The following is a 20,869-nucleotide window of genomic DNA, read 5'->3' on the forward strand; positions in this document are numbered from 1 at the left end:
TGATTGTTGGGAGGCGTTTTCTTTGCTTCTGTTTCTTTTTCGCCGTTGTTGGAAATGACGTGCCGCCACGCACAGTGGCTAATAGTGATAAGAAAATCAGCTCACTCACGCAGACCGCTAACGCCGAAAGCACCCCCCGGCACCGACCCCTTCCCGCTAACCACCAAACCCCGTCCACCGGCGCGAGCGAAACAACGTACACCTTCCATTTTTTGTGACTGCTTGCACGCGACAAATGTGCGTGATACTTTGCGCTTCAACGAGTTTATGGAACGCCGTGCCGCAATGTGGCACGCAATAGACCCGAACCGCATCAGACCCAACCAAGGACCCCACCGTGCCGACGCGCAGCCAAGTGTTTTCCTCCGATTTCACCGAGACCCCGTACTGGTGGAAAGACTGGCGACCGCACGATGACCTGATGTCCGACATACCCCGCGATGTCGACGTGGCGATCGTCGGCGCGGGCTACGCGGGGCTGTCATGCGCACTGGAATTCGCGAAACATGGCTTGAGCGTGGCCGTGCTTGAAGCCGATGTACCCGGCATCGGCGCGAGCACGGTCAGCGGCGGACAGGTGTCGGGCGGGGTGAACGTGGGCAAGGCGCCATCGGGCAAGAAGCTCGACAACGCTGTATCGGAGCAACGCCAGCAAGCACTGTTGCGCGAAGCAGCCGCTTCATATGGCGTGTTCGAAAACATCCTCAGGGCTAACGCAATCGAGTGCTCCTATGTGAAGGCCGGCCGCATCAACGCGATGTGGACCGACGCCCACATGGCCGCATGGAAGAAACGCATCGTCAACCTGAACGCCTACGCGTCGGCGGACGCACGGATCCTTTCGCGCGACGAACTGCGCAGCGAACTGGCGAGCGACATATACGTAGGCGGCGTGTTGCTCGAACGCGCGGGCCAGGTCCATCCATCGATGATGTTTGCCGGCCTGCTCGCCGCCGCGCGCCGAGCGGGCGCTACGGTATGCAGCAAGGCTCCAGTCACGAGCATTGCGCGTTCGGGGGCGGGGTATCGCATCGAGACATCGCGGGGGACGGTCGCGAGCCGGCACGTGGTGATCTGCACCAACGGTTATACGGGCGAATCGATGCCCGATCTGAAGCGTCGCGTGGTGCCTGTCGTGTCGCATCAGATAGCGACCGAAGAGCTTCCCGCCGACTTGCAGGCGTCGTTGATACCGAAGCGCCGAGGCATTTCGGAGACGCGCCGTGTCGTTAATTACTACCGCTATTCGCCGGACGGAAAGCGTTTCCTCTTTGGCGGCCGCGCGCGCTTCTACAACCTCGACCGGCGCCAGTCGGGCGCGATCCTGCATGCGCAAATGGTGGAGCGGTTTCCGCAGATGGCCGACGTCAAGGTCGCATACAGCTGGGGCGGCACGGTCGCGCTCACGCTCGACTTCCTGCCGCATCTGGGCCGCACCGCCGACGGGATTCACTATGCGCTCGGCTGCAATGGCAGCGGCGTGGTGATGATGACCTATCTGGGCTACAAGCTCGCGCGCCTGATCCTGGAGGGACAAGCGCCTGAGACCAGCGCCTATGGCACGCCGATGGTCACGCACGCGCTGTATAGCGGCAAGCCGTGGTTCATGCCGGCGCTAGGGAGCTATTACCAGATCCGCGATGTTATCGACAAACGCAGGCAGCGCGCCTGAGCGGCACGCTCTTGACAGGGGATCTTCCATGATGGCAACGGCGTTCAGATCATCTTTGCAAAACAGTGCCGAACGCTCGGAGCGCTTGCTGCTCGATGGCGTGAGCAAGCGTTTCGGCGCAGTCACTGCGCTCGAGACGATGACGCTGGACGTGCATCCGGGCGAACTCCTTGCGTTGCTCGGGCCATCGGGCTGTGGCAAGACGACCACGCTGAGACTGATCGCCGGATTCGATCAACCCGATACAGGAATGGTGAATATCGGCGGTCGCGACGTCACGAACCTGCCTCCGGACAAACGTGGCCTGGGCATGGTGTTCCAGAACTACAGCCTGTTTCCACACCTGAGTGTCGGCGCGAATATCGGCTTTGGTTTGCGCATGGCAGGCACGCCGAAGAGCGAGATCGCGGCGCGCGTGAAGAAGATGCTCGAAACGATCCGCCTGCCCGGCATCGAGGCGCGCAACATCGCGCAACTGTCGGGCGGTCAGCAGCAGCGGATAGCTTTGGCGCGTGCGTTGATCACGAACCCGTCCGTGCTGCTTCTCGACGAACCGCTCGGTGCGCTCGACAAGAATCTGCGCGAAGGCATGCAGTTCGAACTTCGCCAGATACAAAGCGAGCTGGGCATTACGAGCGTGATGGTCACGCATGATCAGGAAGAAGCGCTGACCATGAGCGACCGCGTGGTCGTGATGGATCGCGGGCGCATCCTGCAGACGGGCAGTCCACGCGATGTCTACGAACAGCCGCGTACGCGTTTCGTGGCGGAGTTTTTGGGCACGGCGAACGTGATCGAGTGCGAGGTGACCGGGCGTCATGCGCGGGCCGTGAAGCTCCGGCCGCACGGGAGCAAGGCGGAAATCGTGGTCCCGGTGCGCGACGTCAGGTTCTCCGGCGAGCATGCAGAATTTGCGATTCGCCCCGAGAAAGTCGTACTCGACGCGCCGCAATCACATCACGTCCGTTTCGACGGCCATATCGTGCAGCATGTGTTTCGCGGTGCGCACCACGCATACCGGGTCGACGTCCCGGCGCTCGGGCGGCCGGTCTACGCGTACGAGATGGCGACATCCTCCTCGGGCGGCGGTGCGCGTCCCGCGGGCGCGAACGTGGTTGTTTCCTTCGACGCCGAGAGCACCGTGCTGCTCGAATCCGAATCCGGGCAGGTCCTGGCGAAGGCGGCCTGAATGCAGACTGCCGACGCATTCGCAGCGCAGCGGGTCGAGACGAAGGTCATGAAAAGGCGCGTGCGTCCGAGCCTGCTCTACGTGCCCGCGCTCATCTTCCTGTGTGTATTCTTCCTCGCTCCGCTGATGGAAAACGTGCTTCGCAGTGTGGCGCCCGCACACGAAGGAGGCGCTGTCAGCCTGCGTTTCTACGCGAAGCTGCTCAGCGATCCTTATTACCTTCGCGTCATCGCCAATACGCTGAAGGTCAGCTTGGTTACCACAGCGATTTGCGCAGCCGTGGGCTATCCGGTAGCGTATTTCCTCGTGCGGCGCGCAGGCCGCTTCGGTCCAGCGCTGCTGTTTTTGCTCGTCGCACCGCTGCTTACGTCGATCATCATGCGCACCTTCGGCTGGCGCATCCTGTTGGCGCGCCACGGCATGGTCAACGAGGCCCTTCAGGCGCTGCATCTGATCGACCGGCCGCTGAACGTACTGAACAACGCGGGCTCGGTTTACATGGGACTGGTCCACGTCATGGTGCCGTTCATGGTGCTTTCGATTACGCCGGTATTGCAGGGCGTGGACCGGCGGCTTGAAGAATCGGCACGCATCCTCGGCGCCGGGGCGGTACGCACCTTTCTCAACGTGACCCTGCCCTTGAGTATCGAAGGCATTGTGACCGGATGCATTCTCGTGTTCATGCTGACCAACGGCAGTTTCGTCACGATGCTGCTGCTCGGCGGTGGCGAGGTTGTGACGCTACCCGTGCTGATCTTCCAGCAGTTCAGCCTGACACAGGACATCGGCTTCGCGGCGGCAATGGGCAACCTGCTGCTTTTCATCGTGCTGGTTTGCCTCTTCGTGCAGCAGCGTTTCGCGAGCGGCCGGGGAGCGCGGCCATGATCGCCTTGCTGCGCAGGACGGGCGTCGCGCGCGTGCTGTTGTCCCTCTATAACCTCTTGTTCTTCATGTTCCTCGTCGCGCCGATCATCGTGGTCGTGGCTGCATCGTTCACGGCTGGCAACGCGATCACGGTGCCTTATCACGGGCTGTCGTTGCGCTGGTATCGGCGGCTGATCGAATATCGCCCGTTCATCGATTCGCTGATGACAAGCGTCTATCTCGCGCTCAGTTCGGCCTTCGCCGCGATCCTGCTGGCCGTGCCCGCTGCCATTGCACTTGGCCGTAGCCGCAGTGCCTTCGCTGCGGCGCTGACGACCTTCCTGCTCGCACCGGTTGCGATTCCCGCCTTGGTCATCGGTTTTTCGCTGCTTTATTTCCTCTCGAGCCTTGGCATTGGCGTGTCATTCGCCGCGCTCCTGATCGCACACACTGTTATCTCGGTGCCATACGTGATGCGCACGGTGCTCGCGGTCTATCGCAACGTCGGCATCAACTTCGAGGAAGCCGCCGCCGTGCTCGGCGCGAACCGTTTGCAGCGTTTCTATTTCGTGACGCTGCCGCTCATCAGTCCAGGCGTATTCGCCGGCGCACTGTTCGCGGTGCTGATCTCGCTCGACAACCTGCCGGTCTCTTACTTCTTCGGCACGGCCAACGTGACCACGCTGCCGGTCGTGATGCTGTCGTACTTGCAAAACCAGCTCGACCCGGCAATAGCCGCAATCAGTACTGTGCAGATGCTGATTGCTATCGGTTTGCTGCTGGTGGTCGAACGCACCTACGGACTGCGTGCACTCAATGCATGAACCTATTTTAACGTCTTGCCATGAGGCACCCATGAGATCGAGCCGGATTTTCACCCCAGGCGCTGTTTTCGCTTTGACAGCGGCGCTTTCGCTATCCGCACACGCCGCCGACCTGACCGTTACCGCATTCGGCGGATCGTGGGAAAAGGCGTACCGCACCTGCTTCGTGCAGCCGTTCGAGAAGGCGACCGGGAAGTCCGTTGATGTCGTGTTGGGTAACCCGCTGCAGTGGGTCAACCAGGTGGCGGCGAATCCTTCGAAGCCACCCATCGACGTGATCGTCAGTACGCCCGAAGCTGCGTACAAGGCGATCTCTCTGAATCTGCTCGACCCGGTGACAGCGGCGGATGTGCCGAACGTCGCGCAACTCGATCCGCGCCTCGCGGCCTATGGAAAAGGCTATGGCTTTCCCATTACATTCGGCGATTTTGGCCTGATGTACAACACGAAGACGGTTAAAAATCCGCCGAAGACGTGGAAGGAATTCGTCGACGGAACCGTGGCGGGAAAATGGCAGGCAGCGTTGCCCGGCATTGCGTATGTCGCAACACCGCCCGGTCTGATCACGCTCTTCACGAAGGTCTATGGCGGATCCAGCACCAACATCCAGCCGGCGCTTGACCAGATCAAGCGCATGTCGGTGAGCGGCAACGCGACGTTCTACAGCGACCCGAACACACCGCTCATGTCCATGCGTTCCGGCGACATCGACATTGCGATGTACTACGACGGCCGTGCCTGGGCCGAGCATGACGCGAACAATCCCGACATCGGTTTCATCAGTCCGTTGCCGGGCTCGGTGGCATTCCCGAACATGGCGCAGAAGGTGAAGAACGGCTCGCCGCTCGGCCGGCAATTCCTGAACGAACTTGCTTCCGCCGACGGCCAGAGCTGTTTCGTCAACGCGATGCAATACGCGGCATCGAACCGCAATGTGAAGTACGACCCGCGCGTGGCGCCTCGCATCGCCACGAAAGACAAATCGATCTGGGTGGAGTTCGAGCAGGTTTCCGAGCATTCGCCGCAATGGATCGAACAGTGGAACAAGCAGATCGGCCACTGACAGGCCTCGCGACGCCGTGCTTCAAGACAGCCGGAGCGTTCAGATTCATCATCATTTTCGACAGGCAAGGACAAGGCAATGGGTTTGAGAATCGGAGTGGATATTGGCGGCTCATTCACCGACTTCGCGGTGCTCGACGAAGCGACGCGAACAATACGGACCTTGAAGGTGTTTTCGCGTCCGGACAGTCCGGGCAGCGAAGTGCTCGCGGGAATGGAAGGCTTGCGGGAGCGCTACGGCATCGAGCCGCGCGAAGTGGTTTATTTCACGCACGGCACGACGGTCGGCGTGAACGCGGTAGTGCAACGCAAGGGGCTGAAGCTTGGTCTCGTCACCACGCGCAACTTCGAGGACGTGCTCGACATCGCGCGCCTGAAGATCCCCGACATGTACCATCTGATGTCCAGCCGGCCCGCGCCGCTGATCCCGCGCGACCGCGTGTTCGGCGTAGTCGGGCGGCTGACGGCGGAGGGTGACGAGGAAACGCCCGTCGATGAAACCAGCGTGCTCGATGCGGTGCGCGGCATGCAGGCAGCAGGCTGCGAGGGAGTGGTGGTATCGCTGCTGCATTCGTATCGAAACCCGGCGCACGAGCAGCAGGTGAAGGCGATCATCCAGCGCGCAATGCCGGGTATGTTCGTTTCGTGCTCGCATGAAGTCTGGCCGATCATCCGTGAATACGAACGCACGGTGACGGCGACCATTGGCGGGTATGTACAGCCGCGCGTGTCGAACTACCTCACGAAATTGCAGGCGGCTTTGAGCGAGAGCGGTATCGGCGCAGACCTCAAGGTCACCAAGTCGAACGGCGGCGTGATGAGCGCCGAGAACGGCAAGCAGAACTGCGTGCAGATGATCCTGTCCGGCACGGCGTCGGGCGTGATCGGTGCAGCGTATCTCGCGAAGCTCTGCAAGGTGAAGGACTGCATGAGTCTCGATATCGGCGGGACGACGGCGGATATCGCATTGATCGTGGACGGCAAACCGCAGTATGCGACGGGCGAATATATCGGTGAATTCCAGATCCATATTCCGTCGGTGTCGGTCTCGTCGATAGGCGACGGCGGCGGCTCGATTGCCTGGGTCGACGAGTTCGGCGTGCTCAAGGTAGGACCGGAAAGCGCCGGGTCGAATCCAGGCCCGGTTTGCTACGGTCGCGGGGGAACCCGCCCGACTATCACCGACGCATTCGCCGCGATCGGCGTGCTCGGCAGCGCGGCGCTTGGCTACAACGCGGTGAAGGTGGATGTCGACGCGTCGCTGCGCGCGATCGAACCGCTCGCGCAGCGCCTGGGACTCGACGTCTACAAGACCGCGGCGGCCATCATCGAGGTATCGATCTCCGGCATGTATGCAGGCGTGAGCCGTTTGAGCTCGCGTTTCGGCATCGACCCGCGCACCTTCTCGCTGATGCCTTTCGGCGGCGCGGGACCCATGCTCGGCTGCTTCCTCGCACGTGCGCTGAACGTGCGCAACCTGCTGGTCCCGACTACGCCCGGGGTGCTGAGCGCGCTGGGTGGCTTGATCGCGGACACGAAGAACGACTTCGTGCGCACGACTTATTATCCGCTCGACCGCGTATCGCTTGAACGGCTTGCGCAAGACCTCGCGCTGCTCGAAGCCGATGCACGCGCCTGGGTGATCCGCGAGACCGGCACGGACGCAACGGCCGAACTCGTGGTCTCGGCCGACATGCGGTATCGCGGGCAGTCGTTCGAAATCGATACGCCGCTTACCGCCGTTGCTATCGCCAATGGCGAAATTGAAGGGATCGCGCAAGCGTTTCATCGCGAGCACGAACGCCTCTTTGGCCACAGCGACGACAAGTCCGCGATCCAGGTCGTCGCGCTCAGGCTCGTCATCACCGCACCCACGCCGAAGCCGGAGTTGCCGAAGATAGCGGCGGGCGAGGGCGCGCCGGAAGCCGAGTCGGAGATCGATGCCTACCTCGACGGCGTGTGGCGTCGCGTACCGCTCTACCGGCGGACGGCGCTGCTGGCGGGGCATCAGTTCCCCGGCCCCGCGATCGTTGCCCAGGACGACACCACGACCTGCGTGCTGCCGGGTTTCAATGCCCGCGTGGACGAATACGGCAATCTTTTTCTCGAAGCCGTTTGAATAGCCGACCTTGGAAACGCATCATGACCTTCGATAAATCCGTCCTTCAGATCTTCGCGAACTACTGCGTTGCGGCCGCTGAAAGCATGGCCTATACGCTCGTGCGTACCGCGCATTCCGCCTTCGTAAAGGAAACGGAAGACTTCTCCTGCACGCTGATGAACACCCGCGGCCTCACGTTCGCCTCGCCGAAGACACTTGGCGCGACGTGGTATCCGGGACTCGACTTCGGCGCGGTGATCGACATGATCGACCACTACGAACCGGGCGATATCTGCATGACCAACGACGCCTACAGCGGCTATGTTGCGACCCACACGCCCGACGTGATGATGTGGAAGCCGGTGTTCTACAACGGCGAGATTGTCTGCTATGTCGGCGGCCATATTCACAACACCGACATGGGCGGCGCGGTGCCGGCGTCACTGTCTCGCACGCTGACCGAGATCTACCAGGAAGGGATTCGTTTCGCGCCGACCAAGATCGTGCGCGCGGGCGTGCTGGATGAAGTCCTGCTCGAACACATGGCCATCAATGTGCGCGCGCCCGAGCAGAATCGTGGCGACCTGAAGGCTCAGATCGCGATGCTCATGACCGGCGAGCGCCGCGTGCTTGAAATTATCGAGCGCTTCGGGATCGAGCAGTTTCGCGCCGGAATGGACGCGCTGCTTGAATATTCGGAGGAGCAGGCGCGCACCATCGTGCGAAGCATGCCGGACGGCGAGTATTTCTTCGCCGAATATGCCGACGAGGATTCGGTCAACGGCAAGCCGCTGCGTGTTGCGCTGACGCTCACGGTGAAGGACGGCTCGCTTGTATTCGATTTCACCGGCAGCGATCCGCAACTGAATTCATCGCTGAACATGCCCACGGGCGGCAAGGAACGTCACGTCCTTGCGCTCGTCGGGCTCAACTACATCCTGTATTCGCTTAATCCCGACTTGCTGCTCAACGCCGGGATGCTGAAAGTGGCGCGCTGCATCATGCCTGAAGGCACGATCATGAATTGCGTTCCGCCGGCTGCTGTCGGGATGCGCAGCCTGACAGCGAAGGTAGCGCAGTACGTCACGTTCGGCGCGTTCTCGATGGTCTGCCCGGAACGTTTGCCGGCATGCCCGGCTGGCGGCATGTCGATCCTCAACGTCAAGACCGTGGATCGCCGTGGCCGCACGGTGATCGCGTCGATCGGTCCGGTGGGCGGCGGCGCGGGCGGCATGATCTCGGGCGACGGGTCGGACGCATCGGGCGCGAACGTGGCGTTCTTGCGCAACACGCCGGTCGAGATCAACGAAGCCGAAGTGCCGATCCGCATCACGAAGTATGGTGTCGTGCCCGGCAGCGCGGGCGCAGGCAAATACCGCGGCGGGCTGGGAACCGTGATGGAGTTCAGGGTGTTCTCGCCCGGCACGCTGGTGACCGCGCGCAATCGCGACCGCTCGCGCTTTGCGTCGTGGGGCGTGCTTGGCGGCAAGGCGGGAGCTGTTTCGCGATTTACGCGCAATCCGGGCCGCGAGGGCGAGGAGGACCTGGGTGTGACCGACCTGGTCATGTGCGGTCCCGGCGATGTCATCCGCCTCGAAGGGTGCGGCGGCGGCGGCTACGGTCATCCGCACGAACGCGACGTGCAGAAAGTGGTCGAGGACGTGCGGCGTGGTTACCTGTCCATCGATCAGGCGCACGAACTGTATGGCGTCGTACTGGCCGACGGATCGATCGACGCAGCGAAGACGGCTGAATTGCGTGCCGAGGCAAAAAGAATCTCGGACCAGACGGCGGCTACACACTTCGACTACGGCGCAGAACGCAACGCCTATGAAGCGAAGTGGACGCGCGAGCGCTACGACGTGTTGACGGGCATCCTCGCTCGCGCGCCGGTGGTGTGGCGTCATTTCCTCAAGCACAAGATCTTCGACGCGCTCGACGCACGGGAAGCCGCCGGGACGATGAACGCTGGCGCCGGAATTATCGACGAGCTGTATGCCGACGTCCTGCGGCGTTATCCGCAATTGCTCGACGTGGAGCAGGCAGCGCTTGCCTGAAGCTTGGGGAAAACGCGGATGTTTTCAATCGGCCGATTGACGGCCATGCAAAGCACCGCGTTAGCGATCCCAGAACAAGCGATTTATGCTGTTTCGCGGTTTTTGTCGGCGTTTCACGCGGATTCTGCAAGCATACGATGCTGCTGAAGAGACGCGAAAAACCTGACCCCGTCGTCTCCTGAACGTACTTTCAGATCCCTTACCCGTCCGGAGCAATTCACGTGAAAGATGATACGAAAAACGGCGGCGTCAGCCGCCGCGACATGATGCGAGTGTTGGCCGGAACCGGCATGATGGCGGTCACAGGCGCGGGCCTGCTGTCGGTCGCGACCCAGGCGCTGGCCGCCGACACGCCGAAGAAAGGCGGCAGCATCCGGGTGGCCTACGACGCGGGTTCTGTGTCCGACACGCTCGATCCCGCCATCGGCTCGACGGGCAGCGACTACATTCGTTTCTTCATGTTTTATAGCGGCCTGACCCAGTTCGACGAGAGCCTGACGCCGCGCATGAATATCGCGGAGTCCGTAACAAGTTCCGACGCGAAAACGTGGATCATCAAACTGCGCCAGGGCGTGACTTTCCACGATGGCAAGCCGCTCACGCCCGCGGATGTGGTCTATTCGCTGATGCGTCACAAGAACCCGCAGACAGCGTCGAAGGTGAAGACACTCGCCGATCAGTTCGCCGATATCAAGGCGACCGGTCCGAACGAAGTGACCATGACGCTGGATGTGCCGAATGCCGATCTACCGGCGATCCTTGCTACGCCGCAACTCGTGATCGTCAAGGACGGCACCACGGACTTCAGTTCGGCGACCGGAACCGGACCCTACAAGCTCAAGAGTTTCAAGCCGGGTGTCAGCACCGTCGGCGTGCGCAACGACAACTACTGGAAGTCGGGACAACCGTACCTCGACCAGATCGAACTGGTGAGCATCAGCGACAGCGCGGCCCGCGTGAACGCGCTGCTCGCAGGCGACGTGCACCTGATCAATTCCGTCGACCCGCGTTCTACGCAGCGTATCTCCTCGACTCCGGGCTACGCGGTCAAGGAAACCAAATCCGGCCTTTACACGGACCTGATTATCCGTCGCGACAATACGATCACGGGTAATCCCGATTTCGTGATGGGCATGAAGAACCTGTTCGACCGCGAGCAGATCCGCACGGCCGTGTTCCGGGGTTACGCCGTGGTCGGCAATGACCAGCCGATCCCGCCCGGCCACCGGTACTTCAATGCTTCCTTGCCGCAACGCAAATTCGATCTCGACAAGGCCAAGTTCTACATGCAGAAGGCGGGCGCTGTTGGCACGACCTTGCCGCCGGTTTACGCCACCACCGACGCGAACGGTTCCGTTGAAATGGCGCAGCTGATGCAGCAGACGGCGGCCAAGATCGGCGTGAACCTGACCGTGAATCGCGTTCCCGCAGATGGCTACTGGTCGAATCACTGGATGAAACATCCGCTCGGTTTCGGCAGCATCAATCCTCGTCCCAGCGCAGATGTATTGTTCACGCAGTTCTTCAAGTCGGACGCACCCTGGAACGAGTCGGGCTGGAAGAACCCCCGCTTCGATCAGTTGCTGCTGAGCGCGCGTGCGGAGACGGACGATGCCAAGCGCAAGCAGATGTATGGCGAGATGCAGGTGCTGGTGGCCGATGAAGGCGGCATTGGCATTCCGTCTTTCATCAGCCTGCTCGATGCAAACGACAAACGGCTAAAGGGCTTGGGTTCGATTCCGACCGGTGCGATGATGGGCTTTTCGTTTGCCGAGCATGTGTGGTGGGCGGCCTGACCCAAGCGCAGTATCGTGGCGCGTGAGGCAGAAGCACACTCATCGCGCCACACTCAATCGAAAATTAAATGAAGCTTGATTCGTATTGGCTGGACACGGCTCCCGCGTTCAGCGAAGGTGCCGAGGGTCCCGTGGACGGCCGCGCCGATGTTGTTGTCATTGGTGGCGGATTCACGGGGTTGTCGGCGGCGCTTGAACTCGCTACGCGCGGTGTTTCGGTCACCGTGCTCGAAGCAGGGCGCATAGCGAGCGAGGCTTCCGGGCGCAATGGCGGCCAGTGCAACACCGGCGTCGCGCAGGATTTCGCTTCGCTTGCCGCGAGGGTCGGGCTGGAACAGGCCCGGGGGTTTTATCGCGCGTATGAAAGTGCGGTGGCGAGCGTGGAATCGATCGTTACCCGCCATCAGATCGATTGCGATTTTGTCCGCACGGGAAAACTCAAGCTCGCGGCCAAGCCGAAGCACTTCGAAAAACTGGCGCGTACATATGAGGTGTTGCGTCGTGAAGTCGATCCACAAGTCGAGCTGATTCCGCCTGAACGCATGCGCAGTGAAGTCGGCTCGGATGGTTTTCACGGCGGACTGCTGCAGCGCAACGGCGTGCAGATGCATATGGGCAAGTTCGGGGTCGGGCTTGCGCGGGCTGCCACGCGTCATGGCGCGCGCATCTTCGAAGGCGCGGCGGTGATGCAATTGAAGCGCATTGACGGCGAGCGCTACGAGCTCACGTCGGCGCGTGGCGTCATCAGGGCGGACCAGGTGCTGGTGGCAACCGGTCCGTCGCGTCTGGGGCCGCTGCAGTGGTTCCAGCAGCGCATGGCGCCGGTCGGCAGTTTTATCGTGGTGACGGAACCGCTGTCCAAGCAGCAACTCGACGCGTTTTTTCCTCATCGACGCAGTTATGTGACGTCACTCAACATCGGCAACTATTTTCGGGTGACACCTGATAACCGGCTGCTGTGGGGCGGCCGCGCGCGCTTTGCGATGTCCAATCCTCGTTCCGATGAAAAGAGCGGCAACGTGTTGCGCAAGGGACTCGCGAAATATTTTCCGGAGCTTGCCACAACGAGGATCGACTACTGCTGGGGTGGTCTTATCGACATCACCGTTGACCGGCTCCCACGGGCAGGACAGCACGAGGGACTCTACTATTCGATGGGTTACAGCGGGCACGGCGTGCAGATGTCGACGCATATGGGGCGCGTCATGGCCGACGTGATGTTGGGCTCGGATCATGCAAACCCGTGGCGCGCACTGCCTTGGCCAGCGGTGCCCGGGCATGCAGGCCGCGCGTGGACGCTGCCGTTGGTCGGCGCGTATTACCGGATGCAGGATCTCTTGTTCTGATTGAATCGTGTCCGCAGGCTTTACTAAAGGCGCAGGGCCGTACAAATAAAAATAGCGTAAAGCCGGCCATGGATTGCGTATATTCGGCATAAATACAAAATCTTTACGGCATTTTTTCTTGTTGCCGACAGACAAGGAATCCTACACTTCTGGAAACGGATGAGACCGGGGATGCCATGTCGACGCAACGCAAAACAACGAAGAGCCACACGCGGATCAGCTACGTTCATCGTGGCATTGGTAGCGTCGTACTGAGGCGCTTTGATCCGGCGTGCGATTCGTTCGAAGAGCTGACTCAGATGCTGCATCGATCGTTCGCGCGGCTTGGCGGGATGGGGCTCAATTGCACGTGTGTCGACCAGTCTGCGTTGGTCACCCGGGCGCGCGCGACGCGCGGTGACTGTTATGTCGCAGTATGCAATGGGCGCCTGGTTGGAACCATGACGCTTTACGCGCAGGATTGCGATTCGTCTTGCACGCTTTATCAGCGAGACGATATCGCGAGCATTCGCCAATTCGGCGTCGATCCCGTCTACCAGAGCAGAGGCATCGGCAAGTCGCTGCTGGCTTACGCCGATCACTGGGCCGCGATTCGCGGCTATGCGGAACTGGCGCTGGACACACCGCAGCCGGCGGCTCATCTGATCGCTTTCTACCGCGGTCAGGGCTACCGGATCAACGACTTTCACAGGTTCGCCGGCAAGCAGTACGACAGCGCGATTCTGAGCAAACCCCCAATCGCCTTCCGTCACCTCGCCGCCTGGTCGCGCCGCCTCGAACTGCCGCAAGCGAACGTCGCTCGCGCGGCCTGACAAACCGTGAAACAGTACGATCAAAAACCATCGGGCAAGTACGAGCTAGCGGCGGTGCCGCCGAGATGGCTCATGCGCGCGAGGGGAGCGGTCAAAGTCATTCTGATCGCTGCTGCCGTCAATGAGACGCTGTACTTCGTGTTCACGTATCTCGCGCAAAAAATCGATCCCGATGTGCCGCTTGAAACGGTCTCCGTGTTCAGCTTCGCGATGTGCGCATTGATGGGCTTATGGTTTCAGTCAGATGCGCGTCGAGCGTATTTCTTCGCTCGTGGAAAGGGCTATATCGTGCCTGGCGACGGTACGAGGAGGACGCTGCATATCGCGGCTGATTGTCCCAAGCGATGGCTCGTGGTTCTGTATATAGAGCTGAATCCCGCTTTGGTTGGCCTGTAGGGATTGGGCGTGGCGGTGTCGCCAACCCGGTTGACGAAGCTCAGTCTTTCAAGTCGGCCGCGCTTATCGCTCAAGCGCGGCCTTCCATGAAACCCGAACTTCAAACCTTTGCGACAGAGGCTTGATAGATCTCGTCGATAGACGCTGCCAGCGTCGCGTCGAACTCGCTGTCGCTCATCGACACCTTCAGCTCGTTGATCAACGCCCGCGAGAAGCTGGCGATCATGCTGTGGTTCGAAGCGAGACGCTTGCACGCGTCGGTGCGCGAGTAGCCACCGGAGAGGGCGACCACGCGTGCGACGCGCGGGTGATCGATCAGCGGACCATAGAGATTCGCCACGTCAGGAATGGTCAGCTTGATCATGACAAGACTGCTTTCGGGCAAGGCGTCGAGACCTTTGACCAGCTCCGCGAGCAGGATGGATTCGGCTGCCGCCTTGTCCGGACTATTGATCGAAACCTCGGGCTCGAGAATGGGCACGAGGCCGTGGGCTTCGATTTGCGCAGCTACTTCGAATTGTTGTTTTACAACGGCAGCGATCCCCTCAGGCGTTGCGTGGTCGATAACCGAGCGCATCTTGGTGCCGAAGACACCGAGCTTGGCCGCCCGGTCGAGCAGCGTGTCCAGCCCGGGAATCGGCTTCATCAGACGCACGCCGTTGGCTTCAGCTTCGAGCCCTTTGTCGACCTTCAGGAAGGGAACCACGCCGCGGTCTTCCCACAGGAAGGCCGGAACGGGTTTCCCTTGCGCCTGTCCGTCCATGGTCGCTTCGAAAAGAATGGCGCCGATGACCTTGTCCCCGGTGAAGGCGGGCGCGGTCATGATGCGCACCCGCATCTCGTGCATCAGCTTGAACATCTCGGCGTCGCCGCTGTAGGCGCTGTCCGGAATTCCATACGCCCGAAGGGCGCCGGGAGTAGATCCGCCACTCTGGTCAAGGGCCGCGATAAACCCCGGTTTCTTACGCATTTGCGCCAGCATCTCGTCTTTAGCCACGTACGTTTCTCCGTCTCGACAATCACACACCGGACCAAAGTGCATCTGGTCTGGACCATTGCTTTCAATTAATAAGTGTACTGGATTGGCGGATGAGCTTCTGAAACAAAACAATCGCGAGCAATCATTCGACAAAACCGTATAAAGCCTGGCGATTGCCGTGCCTGGACGCTCGACGATGAGGCACCGCTTTACCGGTCCATGAGCGGCGTATAAGCGATTGAATTTTCAGAAGATAATTCGCCGGTGACCGCTGCTTTCAAGGCTGCGGGTTTATTTTCATTTGCGGGTTTTAGAGCGCCTTCCGTACAGGGGTGTTCGCCGGCGTGCGCTGCAGCCGGTTCGCGAGGCGGTTCTTGAGACGCAGGAACGGCGCTTCGATGAAAAAACAACTGACCATTGCCGCCCCCAGGGCTTCCAGTATGCCAAGCGGGAACGCATGAGCTATCGGCAGGTTCACGTCCGAAAAGAGTTGCTGCCATAGATACAGGCTGAACGAGAGCGTGCCGACGAAAACAAAAGGTTTTGTCCGCAATAGCCGGGAGCACCAAAAATCGCGCTGAAAGTAGAGGCCGACTATCACGATACCGACGAGCGCGGCTTCGAACGTGGTTCCGTAAGTGGCGCGCCAGAATCCCCCGAGTCTTGACTCCACGACCGGCATGAGAAATAACAGCACGACAATGATGCCGGTGAGAATGAGCGTCCCGCCGGGCCATGACCGGACCCAGGCGTTCAGTCTGTCCTGGTTGAGCGCGACAAAACATCCGATGAGGATCGGGTCGATGCCCGTTTGAAACATCATGCTGAGTTGCCCGCGCAAATGCGGCGCGGCGAAATAGGTGCCGACTCTGATCAGGGGCACGAGAAAAATCAAAAACACCAGTACGCGCTGGCTATTGCGACGCCAGATGTAAAAGAGCAGCGGAGGCCAGAGCCAGTAAAACTGCTCTTCCAGCGCAAGCGTCCAGAAATGGCCGAGATACCACGCGCCGTCGGGATGCAGCGCATTGTCGGCGGACATACCCAGGAGCTCGGAATAATTCCAGATGTGAAGCGCTGCATACGTCACTTGATGACGATCGACATCGATCCATCCCGCACTCGACAGAACGACGATCACCGCGATGTAAGTGTAAAACGCGGGCCATATGCGCAATGCCCGCTTCACATAAAAGGGCACCAGCCGGATAACGCCCGTACTTTTCAATTCAGCCTGCAGGATCGTGGTAATCAGGAACCCGCTCAGCACAAAAAAGATCAGAACCCCGAGCCGGCCATCGGAGAACAGGCGCAGCGGCGCCAGGACGCCCGTGTAGCCCCCGGCAAGCGTACGCTGGGCATGACCGGCTACGACCATCGCCACGGCGACGGCGCGCAGCCCGGTGAGCTCCTGCACGCGATGTTTCATCTATCCGGTCCTGCCTCGATTGAACGTGGTTGTGCGTCGCAATCAAGCATCGGTGAAAAAATATTTAAATAAAATCAAAAAAAACGGGCCGGGCGCCGCCCACGAAGTGACCTTGTCAGATGCCGGGAAATCTTTTTAAAGATTTGGAAAGGACGTGCGGGAGGCGCGTGTTGCTCGCCGTTTCACTGTTTGCTGAAGTGCGCAACCATGACTTCGCGAATAAACGCTGCACTGCCTGAGCAAGGCTCAAGTTCTTTTCTCACCCAGGCTCGAAAGCAAAACTGACGTACGGAGCATTTCAATGTCGACGATTCCCAGCGCCTCCAGTGCCCCCACCCCGGCGGCCGCTGCCAAAACTGCAGCCGATACCTTGTCCGCTGCCAACGCGGCCAGGGCGTCCGCCGCGCAGTCCGTTATCAGCGGCTCTACAGGCAACGCGTCACTGGATGTCACGGCGCTGGTCACGAGCCTCGTCAACGCAAAGGTCGCCGGACAGACCGGCTCGCTGAGCGCGCAACAGTCAAAAGACAGCACCAGACTCTCGGCAATCGGGGCGTTGCAGGCCGCGTTGTCGGCGTTGCAGGCCGGTGTTGCCCCGCTGTCCAACGGCACCGCCCTGGGACAGTTCACCGCGATTGCGGACGGCACCGGACTGACTGCAAGCGGCAGCAGCGGGGCGGCAACGGGCAGTTATTCGGTCGCGGTCACACAAATTGCCAGCGCTCAGACGCTGTCGTCGGCGGCGTTCGGCGCGACGAGCGCACTCGGCACCGGCGCGATCAACGTCTCGGTCGGCGACAAGTCGATGAGCGTCGACATCACGCCGGCGAACAACACGGTGAGCGGCATTGCCGGCGCGATCAACTCGTCTGCAGGCAACCCCGGCGTCACGGCCACGGTCGTTACCGGCACGGACGGCGGCCACCTGATCCTGCGCTCGTCGGCCACGGGCGCATCGAACACAATCGACGTCTCGGTGGGCGACGTGACCAACGACGCTGGGCTGTCGAGCCTCGGCGTAACGTCCACGGCTGGCGCCACGGGCTCTGACAAATCGACCATCGTGTCGTCGTCGGCTACGAGCCCGTGGACGCAGACCGAGTCTGCACAAGACGCCATGTTCACCATCGACGGCACGGCTGGGACGAGCTCCAGCAACACAGTGACCAACGCGATCCAGGGCGTGACGCTGAATCTCACTGCCGCTGCCATCGGCGTGCCCGCCGGCACGGCGCAGACGCTGACCGTGGCGCAGGACACTTCGTCGGCCACCACCGCAATCACCAACTTCGTCAACCTCTATAACACCCTGGTCACCACGTACAGCCAGGTCGCCAGTTTCGACGGTTCGAAAGCCAAGGGTTCGCAAGGCGGTCCGTTGCTCGGCGACTCGATGTTCAATACGATCAAGAGCACGCTCTCGGGCATTGTCAGCGGCGGCGTGAAGAATGGCAGCTCGACCGTCTCGCTTGGAACGGTCGGCATTACGCTTAAAGACGACGGCACCCTGACCACCGACAGCACGAAGCTTGCGAACGCGTTGACGAGCAACCCGGCGGGGGTCGCGGCCCTGTTCAATTCGACGACCGGCGTGGCCGCGAAGATGACGACCAGCCTGAATTCGTTCCTGAACAAGGGCGGCCTGATTTCGAACAACCAGGACCCGCTGAACGCGGACCTCAAGAGCATCACTACGCAGCAAGACCACTTGGCAGACTACTCGACACAGCTCACTCACCAGTACCAGGCTCAGTTCACGGCGCTCAATACCGTGATGTCGACGATGAACAAGAATTCGCAGTACCTGACCCAATTGTTTGGTGGCGCGAACAGCGCCGGTGCGCTGGAAAAAGGCAAGAGCTAACCGGCAAGGCAGAGGATTTATCGGTGAAAGATCGGTGACATACGGGAACCAGGCCCCGCATTGCGCGGAGATAACGGCAATGCACAAGCGTCGCGACCTGACGGCGGAAGGAGCGGCGAAAGGCCGTGGCAATGTGAAAAATAAGCGACTGCATCTCCGGCTGGTTTTTAATTTGTTTCGATATCTGTCGGTTCTGGCTGCCGCGGGCTTCAGTGGTGCGCCGCTCGCCCACGCCGGTTGTGTCGCGAGCGATGGCAAGCCGCGCGAGGTCATGTTGCTGCCTTCAGCAAGTATCTCTGCGTCGCCCAATGTGACGGTAGGCGGGATATTGGGTTCGGTGCATGTTGCCGCGGTGCAGGATATTCCGTTCACCTGCACGGGCGCGGCGAACACCCTCGAGATTCGGTTGACCCGCTCCGAAGCACCCGTGCCGGATTTGAAAGATGTGTATCCCACGAGTGTTGCGGGCGTTGGCATGCGAGTGAGCGCAGGCGGCGGCAGCTTTGCCGGGATCGATGACGCGCCTCGTCCAGTACCGTACAAGGTCCTGCTGATGCCTCAGGCCAAGCATCTGACAGGCTTTGCGCTCCGGATCGACTTCATCAAGACAGGCCCCGTGCAGGACGGTTTCCTCGCGGCGGGTCCGCTAGCGAGCGTGATGGTTGGTGGCACGGAACTGCTTGAAGTCGATATCCCGGCAGGCGCCGTGGCCTTTACCTCGTCCGTGTGCGATGCGGTACATGCGGGCGGCAGTGTCGCCGCCGGGGTCGGTACGGCGGGCGCGTTCACGCAAGAGAGCATCGTCGTGCGTGCGGGATGCAACCCGAGTGCGGTTGCGGTTGTGCAGTTAGGGCAGCCCTATCTGTATGGCGGTACGCCATTAGTTCGTTATCCTGCTGTTGCACGCGCGAATGCGGCGAATCCCGACAGCGACCGGATGGAGCACGCGTGGCCAAGTGCCGTGGGCAACGGTCCCGGCGCGTTCGCCGGCAGCACCAGCGCTTTCGGCGCTGGCAATCTTGGCGAAAGCGCATTGGGTCGGAGCGCCCGCAGTTCCAGTTTTCATCCTTAAGCGGGTGCGTCCATGGCCGATTCAAGGTAACTGCTTAAAAATAAAACGGCGCCAGCGGAGAACTCACGATAAAAACTACCAACCGGCAATTGGTCGCCTCGCGCTAGTTTATGAACCACTGGCGACAGGATTCGCAGGTCTCGTCGCACACCGCTCGAAAAAGATTCAGCTACAGCACAGACTCCGGGCATCGCGTTCGCTCGTCTTGTCGAGGAGTCCGGCATGCTCACCGTCATCGCTGTTCATATCGCCGCGGCCGTGCTTTCTGTCATGGCCGGCGCAGTTGTATTCCTGGTCGAAAAAGGATCCGCACGTCACAGGTTGCTGGGACGGATATGGGTGTCGGGCATGTTCATCACTGTGCTGAGTTCGGTCTATATCCGGGAGTTGAATCCAGGCCATTTTTCCTGGGTGCACGGACTGTCGTTGCTGACGGCGTTCAGTCTGGTGCGTGCAATCTGGGCTATTCGGCAAGGTAACGTTCGCGGCCACGCATTCGCGATGCAAGGATCGCTTGCCGGGCTCGTGGTGGCAGGTATTGCCGCCGTGGCTACGCCGCATCGACTGCTGAACATCGTAGTCAGTGGATGGATTGCGCATGGCTTATGGTAGTCGTGACGAGGGCGTTGTTACGTCCGCCGCTCTGCCGCATAAAACTTCCCGTGTCTCTCATCAGGCTGATCGTCGGGGGTTTCTCATAGTCGGCGATCGTTCACGCCCGAACGCCGGCTATCGCGACGGTCAAATGGTCGTGGCGGGCCGAACCCGGTCATTGGCCTGTCGTCGCGCTCGGACAAAATACGCTTGCGAGTGGTGCATAATCCAGGTGGATTGCGTTCCCGTCGGTCGCCGAAAGCGGCACGCCTTTCACCTACAATGTTGGTGGACTGGCAAGTATCCTTAATCTGAAGGAGTTTGAGAATGACTCTTAGCAGTGTGACGCCAAGCGAACCGATCAACATTGGTCAACTAAGCATTCAGTACCTGATAGATGGAGCTGCCACAGGCGGGATGGGTGTTTTTGAGTTGACTGTGCTGCCTGGTTCGCAAGTTCCGCCGCCACACAGCCACACAGGTAACGACGAGTGTGTCTATGTGCTGGAAGGCAGACTTCGGTACTCGGTCGATGGGGAAGTCCGGGATCTAACGCCGGGAGAATGGATGTTTACCCCACGTGGATCCGTTCATCACTTTAGCAACCCGCACAGCGGCACCGCCCGCGCACTGATTGTCCTTACGCCTGACATTGGTGCTCAGTATTTTCGTGACGTCAGGACAATCGTAGATGCTGGCGGTCCGCCCGACCGCTCGAAGCTTATCGGTGTCATGTCAAAGTACGGGCTGGTGCCGGCGGCACCACAATGAGCCGCAGTCACGTGACAATTGCCTCCGGGGGATGCGCCCGC

General features: G+C 60.7%; 17 protein-coding genes. 15 read left to right on the forward strand and 2 right to left on the reverse strand.

Annotated elements, in window-relative coordinates; all coding sequences use genetic code 11:
- Nucleotides 1-337 precede the first annotated feature (337 nt).
- The 11 genes from M0D69_RS35430 to M0D69_RS35480 all read left to right on the forward strand — a co-directional run bounded on the left by M0D69_RS35430 (nt 338) and on the right by M0D69_RS35480 (nt 14,119).
- Nucleotides 338-1,672, forward strand: coding sequence for an FAD-binding oxidoreductase (locus M0D69_RS35430; RefSeq protein WP_301786483.1), 1,335 nt, complete (start codon nt 338-340; stop codon nt 1,670-1,672).
- A gap of 28 nt (nt 1,673-1,700) precedes the next feature.
- Nucleotides 1,701-2,861, forward strand: coding sequence for an ABC transporter ATP-binding protein (locus M0D69_RS35435; protein WP_301786484.1), 1,161 nt, complete (start codon nt 1,701-1,703; stop codon nt 2,859-2,861).
- Nucleotides 2,862-3,746: an ABC transporter permease gene (locus M0D69_RS35440; protein WP_301786485.1), complete on the forward strand. Its 885-nt coding sequence runs from the start codon at nt 2,862-2,864 to the stop codon at nt 3,744-3,746.
- The gene (locus M0D69_RS35445) at nt 3,743-4,549 is read left to right on the forward strand and encodes an ABC transporter permease (protein WP_301786486.1); all 807 of its coding nucleotides are present in this window, start codon (nt 3,743-3,745) and stop codon (nt 4,547-4,549) included. Before M0D69_RS35440 ends, M0D69_RS35445 begins: the two co-directional genes overlap by 4 nt.
- A gap of 31 nt (nt 4,550-4,580) precedes the next feature.
- The gene (locus tag M0D69_RS35450; protein ID WP_301786487.1) at nt 4,581-5,612 is read left to right on the forward strand and encodes an extracellular solute-binding protein; all 1,032 of its coding nucleotides are present in this window, start codon (nt 4,581-4,583) and stop codon (nt 5,610-5,612) included.
- A gap of 78 nt (nt 5,613-5,690) precedes the next feature.
- A complete protein-coding gene (locus M0D69_RS35455) occupies nt 5,691-7,730 on the forward strand; it encodes a hydantoinase/oxoprolinase family protein (RefSeq protein WP_301786488.1) in 2,040 nt (679 codons plus the stop codon).
- A gap of 23 nt (nt 7,731-7,753) precedes the next feature.
- Complete coding sequence (locus M0D69_RS35460) at nt 7,754-9,769, forward strand: hydantoinase B/oxoprolinase family protein (RefSeq protein ID WP_301786489.1); 2,016 nt, start codon at nt 7,754-7,756, stop codon at nt 9,767-9,769.
- Between the two features lie 263 nt (nt 9,770-10,032).
- The gene (locus tag M0D69_RS35465; RefSeq protein ID WP_301786513.1) at nt 10,033-11,565 is read left to right on the forward strand and encodes an ABC transporter substrate-binding protein; all 1,533 of its coding nucleotides are present in this window, start codon (nt 10,033-10,035) and stop codon (nt 11,563-11,565) included.
- 68 nt (nt 11,566-11,633) lie between these two features.
- Nucleotides 11,634-12,911: an FAD-binding oxidoreductase gene (locus M0D69_RS35470; RefSeq protein ID WP_301786490.1), complete on the forward strand. Its 1,278-nt coding sequence runs from the start codon at nt 11,634-11,636 to the stop codon at nt 12,909-12,911.
- Between the two features lie 176 nt (nt 12,912-13,087).
- Nucleotides 13,088-13,723, forward strand: coding sequence for a GNAT family N-acetyltransferase (locus tag M0D69_RS35475; RefSeq protein WP_301786491.1), 636 nt, complete (start codon nt 13,088-13,090; stop codon nt 13,721-13,723).
- A 6-nt stretch (nt 13,724-13,729) separates the two neighbouring features.
- Nucleotides 13,730-14,119, forward strand: coding sequence for a hypothetical protein (locus tag M0D69_RS35480; protein WP_301786492.1), 390 nt, complete (start codon nt 13,730-13,732; stop codon nt 14,117-14,119).
- Between the two features lie 100 nt (nt 14,120-14,219).
- Here M0D69_RS35480 and M0D69_RS35485 read toward each other — a convergent pair whose 3' ends face one another.
- Together M0D69_RS35485 and M0D69_RS35490 are read right to left on the reverse strand one after the other, a co-directional pair.
- Nucleotides 14,220-15,101 (reverse strand): fructose bisphosphate aldolase, encoded by an 882-nt coding sequence (locus M0D69_RS35485; RefSeq protein ID WP_367619808.1) that lies wholly within the window; start codon nt 15,099-15,101, stop codon nt 14,220-14,222.
- Nucleotides 15,102-15,408: 307 nt separating this feature from the next.
- Nucleotides 15,409-16,527, reverse strand: a complete 1,119-nt coding sequence (locus M0D69_RS35490; RefSeq protein ID WP_301786494.1) for an acyltransferase — start codon at nt 16,525-16,527, stop codon at nt 15,409-15,411.
- A gap of 301 nt (nt 16,528-16,828) precedes the next feature.
- On the opposite strand from M0D69_RS35490, the gene fliD reads away from it, so the two are divergent.
- The 4 genes from fliD to M0D69_RS35510 all read left to right on the forward strand — a co-directional run bounded on the left by fliD (nt 16,829) and on the right by M0D69_RS35510 (nt 20,828).
- A complete protein-coding gene (gene fliD / locus M0D69_RS35495; RefSeq protein WP_301786495.1) occupies nt 16,829-18,391 on the forward strand; it encodes a flagellar filament capping protein FliD in 1,563 nt (520 codons plus the stop codon).
- A 79-nt stretch (nt 18,392-18,470) separates the two neighbouring features.
- Nucleotides 18,471-19,463: a hypothetical protein gene (locus M0D69_RS35500; protein WP_301786496.1), complete on the forward strand. Its 993-nt coding sequence runs from the start codon at nt 18,471-18,473 to the stop codon at nt 19,461-19,463.
- Nucleotides 19,464-19,685: 222 nt separating this feature from the next.
- Nucleotides 19,686-20,075, forward strand: a complete 390-nt coding sequence (locus M0D69_RS35505) for a DUF2306 domain-containing protein (RefSeq protein WP_301786497.1) — start codon at nt 19,686-19,688, stop codon at nt 20,073-20,075.
- A gap of 309 nt (nt 20,076-20,384) precedes the next feature.
- Complete coding sequence (locus tag M0D69_RS35510; RefSeq protein ID WP_301786498.1) at nt 20,385-20,828, forward strand: cupin domain-containing protein; 444 nt, start codon at nt 20,385-20,387, stop codon at nt 20,826-20,828.
- Nucleotides 20,829-20,869 lie beyond the last annotated feature (41 nt).

Origin of the sequence: Caballeronia sp. SEWSISQ10-4 2 (genome assembly GCF_030464885.1) — a bacterium.
Lineage (GTDB): Bacteria > Pseudomonadota > Gammaproteobacteria > Burkholderiales > Burkholderiaceae > Caballeronia.

What these genes read in the sequence shown, in the direction of transcription:
- M0D69_RS35435 (WP_301786484.1), top strand. Translation starts at nt 1,701, where the DNA reads ATGATGGCAACGGCGTTCAGATCATCTTTGCAAAACAGTGCCGAACGC.
- M0D69_RS35440 (WP_301786485.1), top strand. Translation starts at nt 2,862, where the DNA reads ATGCAGACTGCCGACGCATTCGCAGCGCAGCGGGTCGAGACGAAGGTC.
- M0D69_RS35445 (WP_301786486.1), top strand. Translation starts at nt 3,743, where the DNA reads ATGATCGCCTTGCTGCGCAGGACGGGCGTCGCGCGCGTGCTGTTGTCC.
- M0D69_RS35450 (WP_301786487.1), top strand. Translation starts at nt 4,581, where the DNA reads ATGAGATCGAGCCGGATTTTCACCCCAGGCGCTGTTTTCGCTTTGACA.
- M0D69_RS35455 (WP_301786488.1), top strand. Translation starts at nt 5,691, where the DNA reads ATGGGTTTGAGAATCGGAGTGGATATTGGCGGCTCATTCACCGACTTC.
- M0D69_RS35460 (WP_301786489.1), top strand. Translation starts at nt 7,754, where the DNA reads ATGACCTTCGATAAATCCGTCCTTCAGATCTTCGCGAACTACTGCGTT.
- M0D69_RS35465 (WP_301786513.1), top strand. Translation starts at nt 10,033, where the DNA reads ATGATGCGAGTGTTGGCCGGAACCGGCATGATGGCGGTCACAGGCGCG.
- M0D69_RS35470 (WP_301786490.1), top strand. Translation starts at nt 11,634, where the DNA reads ATGAAGCTTGATTCGTATTGGCTGGACACGGCTCCCGCGTTCAGCGAA.
- M0D69_RS35475 (WP_301786491.1), top strand. Translation starts at nt 13,088, where the DNA reads ATGTCGACGCAACGCAAAACAACGAAGAGCCACACGCGGATCAGCTAC.
- M0D69_RS35485 (WP_367619808.1), bottom strand. Translation starts at nt 15,101, where the DNA reads ATGCTGGCGCAAATGCGTAAGAAACCGGGGTTTATCGCGGCCCTTGAC.
- M0D69_RS35490 (WP_301786494.1), bottom strand. Translation starts at nt 16,527, where the DNA reads ATGAAACATCGCGTGCAGGAGCTCACCGGGCTGCGCGCCGTCGCCGTG.
- fliD (WP_301786495.1), top strand. Translation starts at nt 16,829, where the DNA reads ATGTCGACGATTCCCAGCGCCTCCAGTGCCCCCACCCCGGCGGCCGCT.
- M0D69_RS35500 (WP_301786496.1), top strand. Translation starts at nt 18,471, where the DNA reads ATGCACAAGCGTCGCGACCTGACGGCGGAAGGAGCGGCGAAAGGCCGT.
- M0D69_RS35505 (WP_301786497.1), top strand. Translation starts at nt 19,686, where the DNA reads ATGCTCACCGTCATCGCTGTTCATATCGCCGCGGCCGTGCTTTCTGTC.
- M0D69_RS35510 (WP_301786498.1), top strand. Translation starts at nt 20,385, where the DNA reads ATGACTCTTAGCAGTGTGACGCCAAGCGAACCGATCAACATTGGTCAA.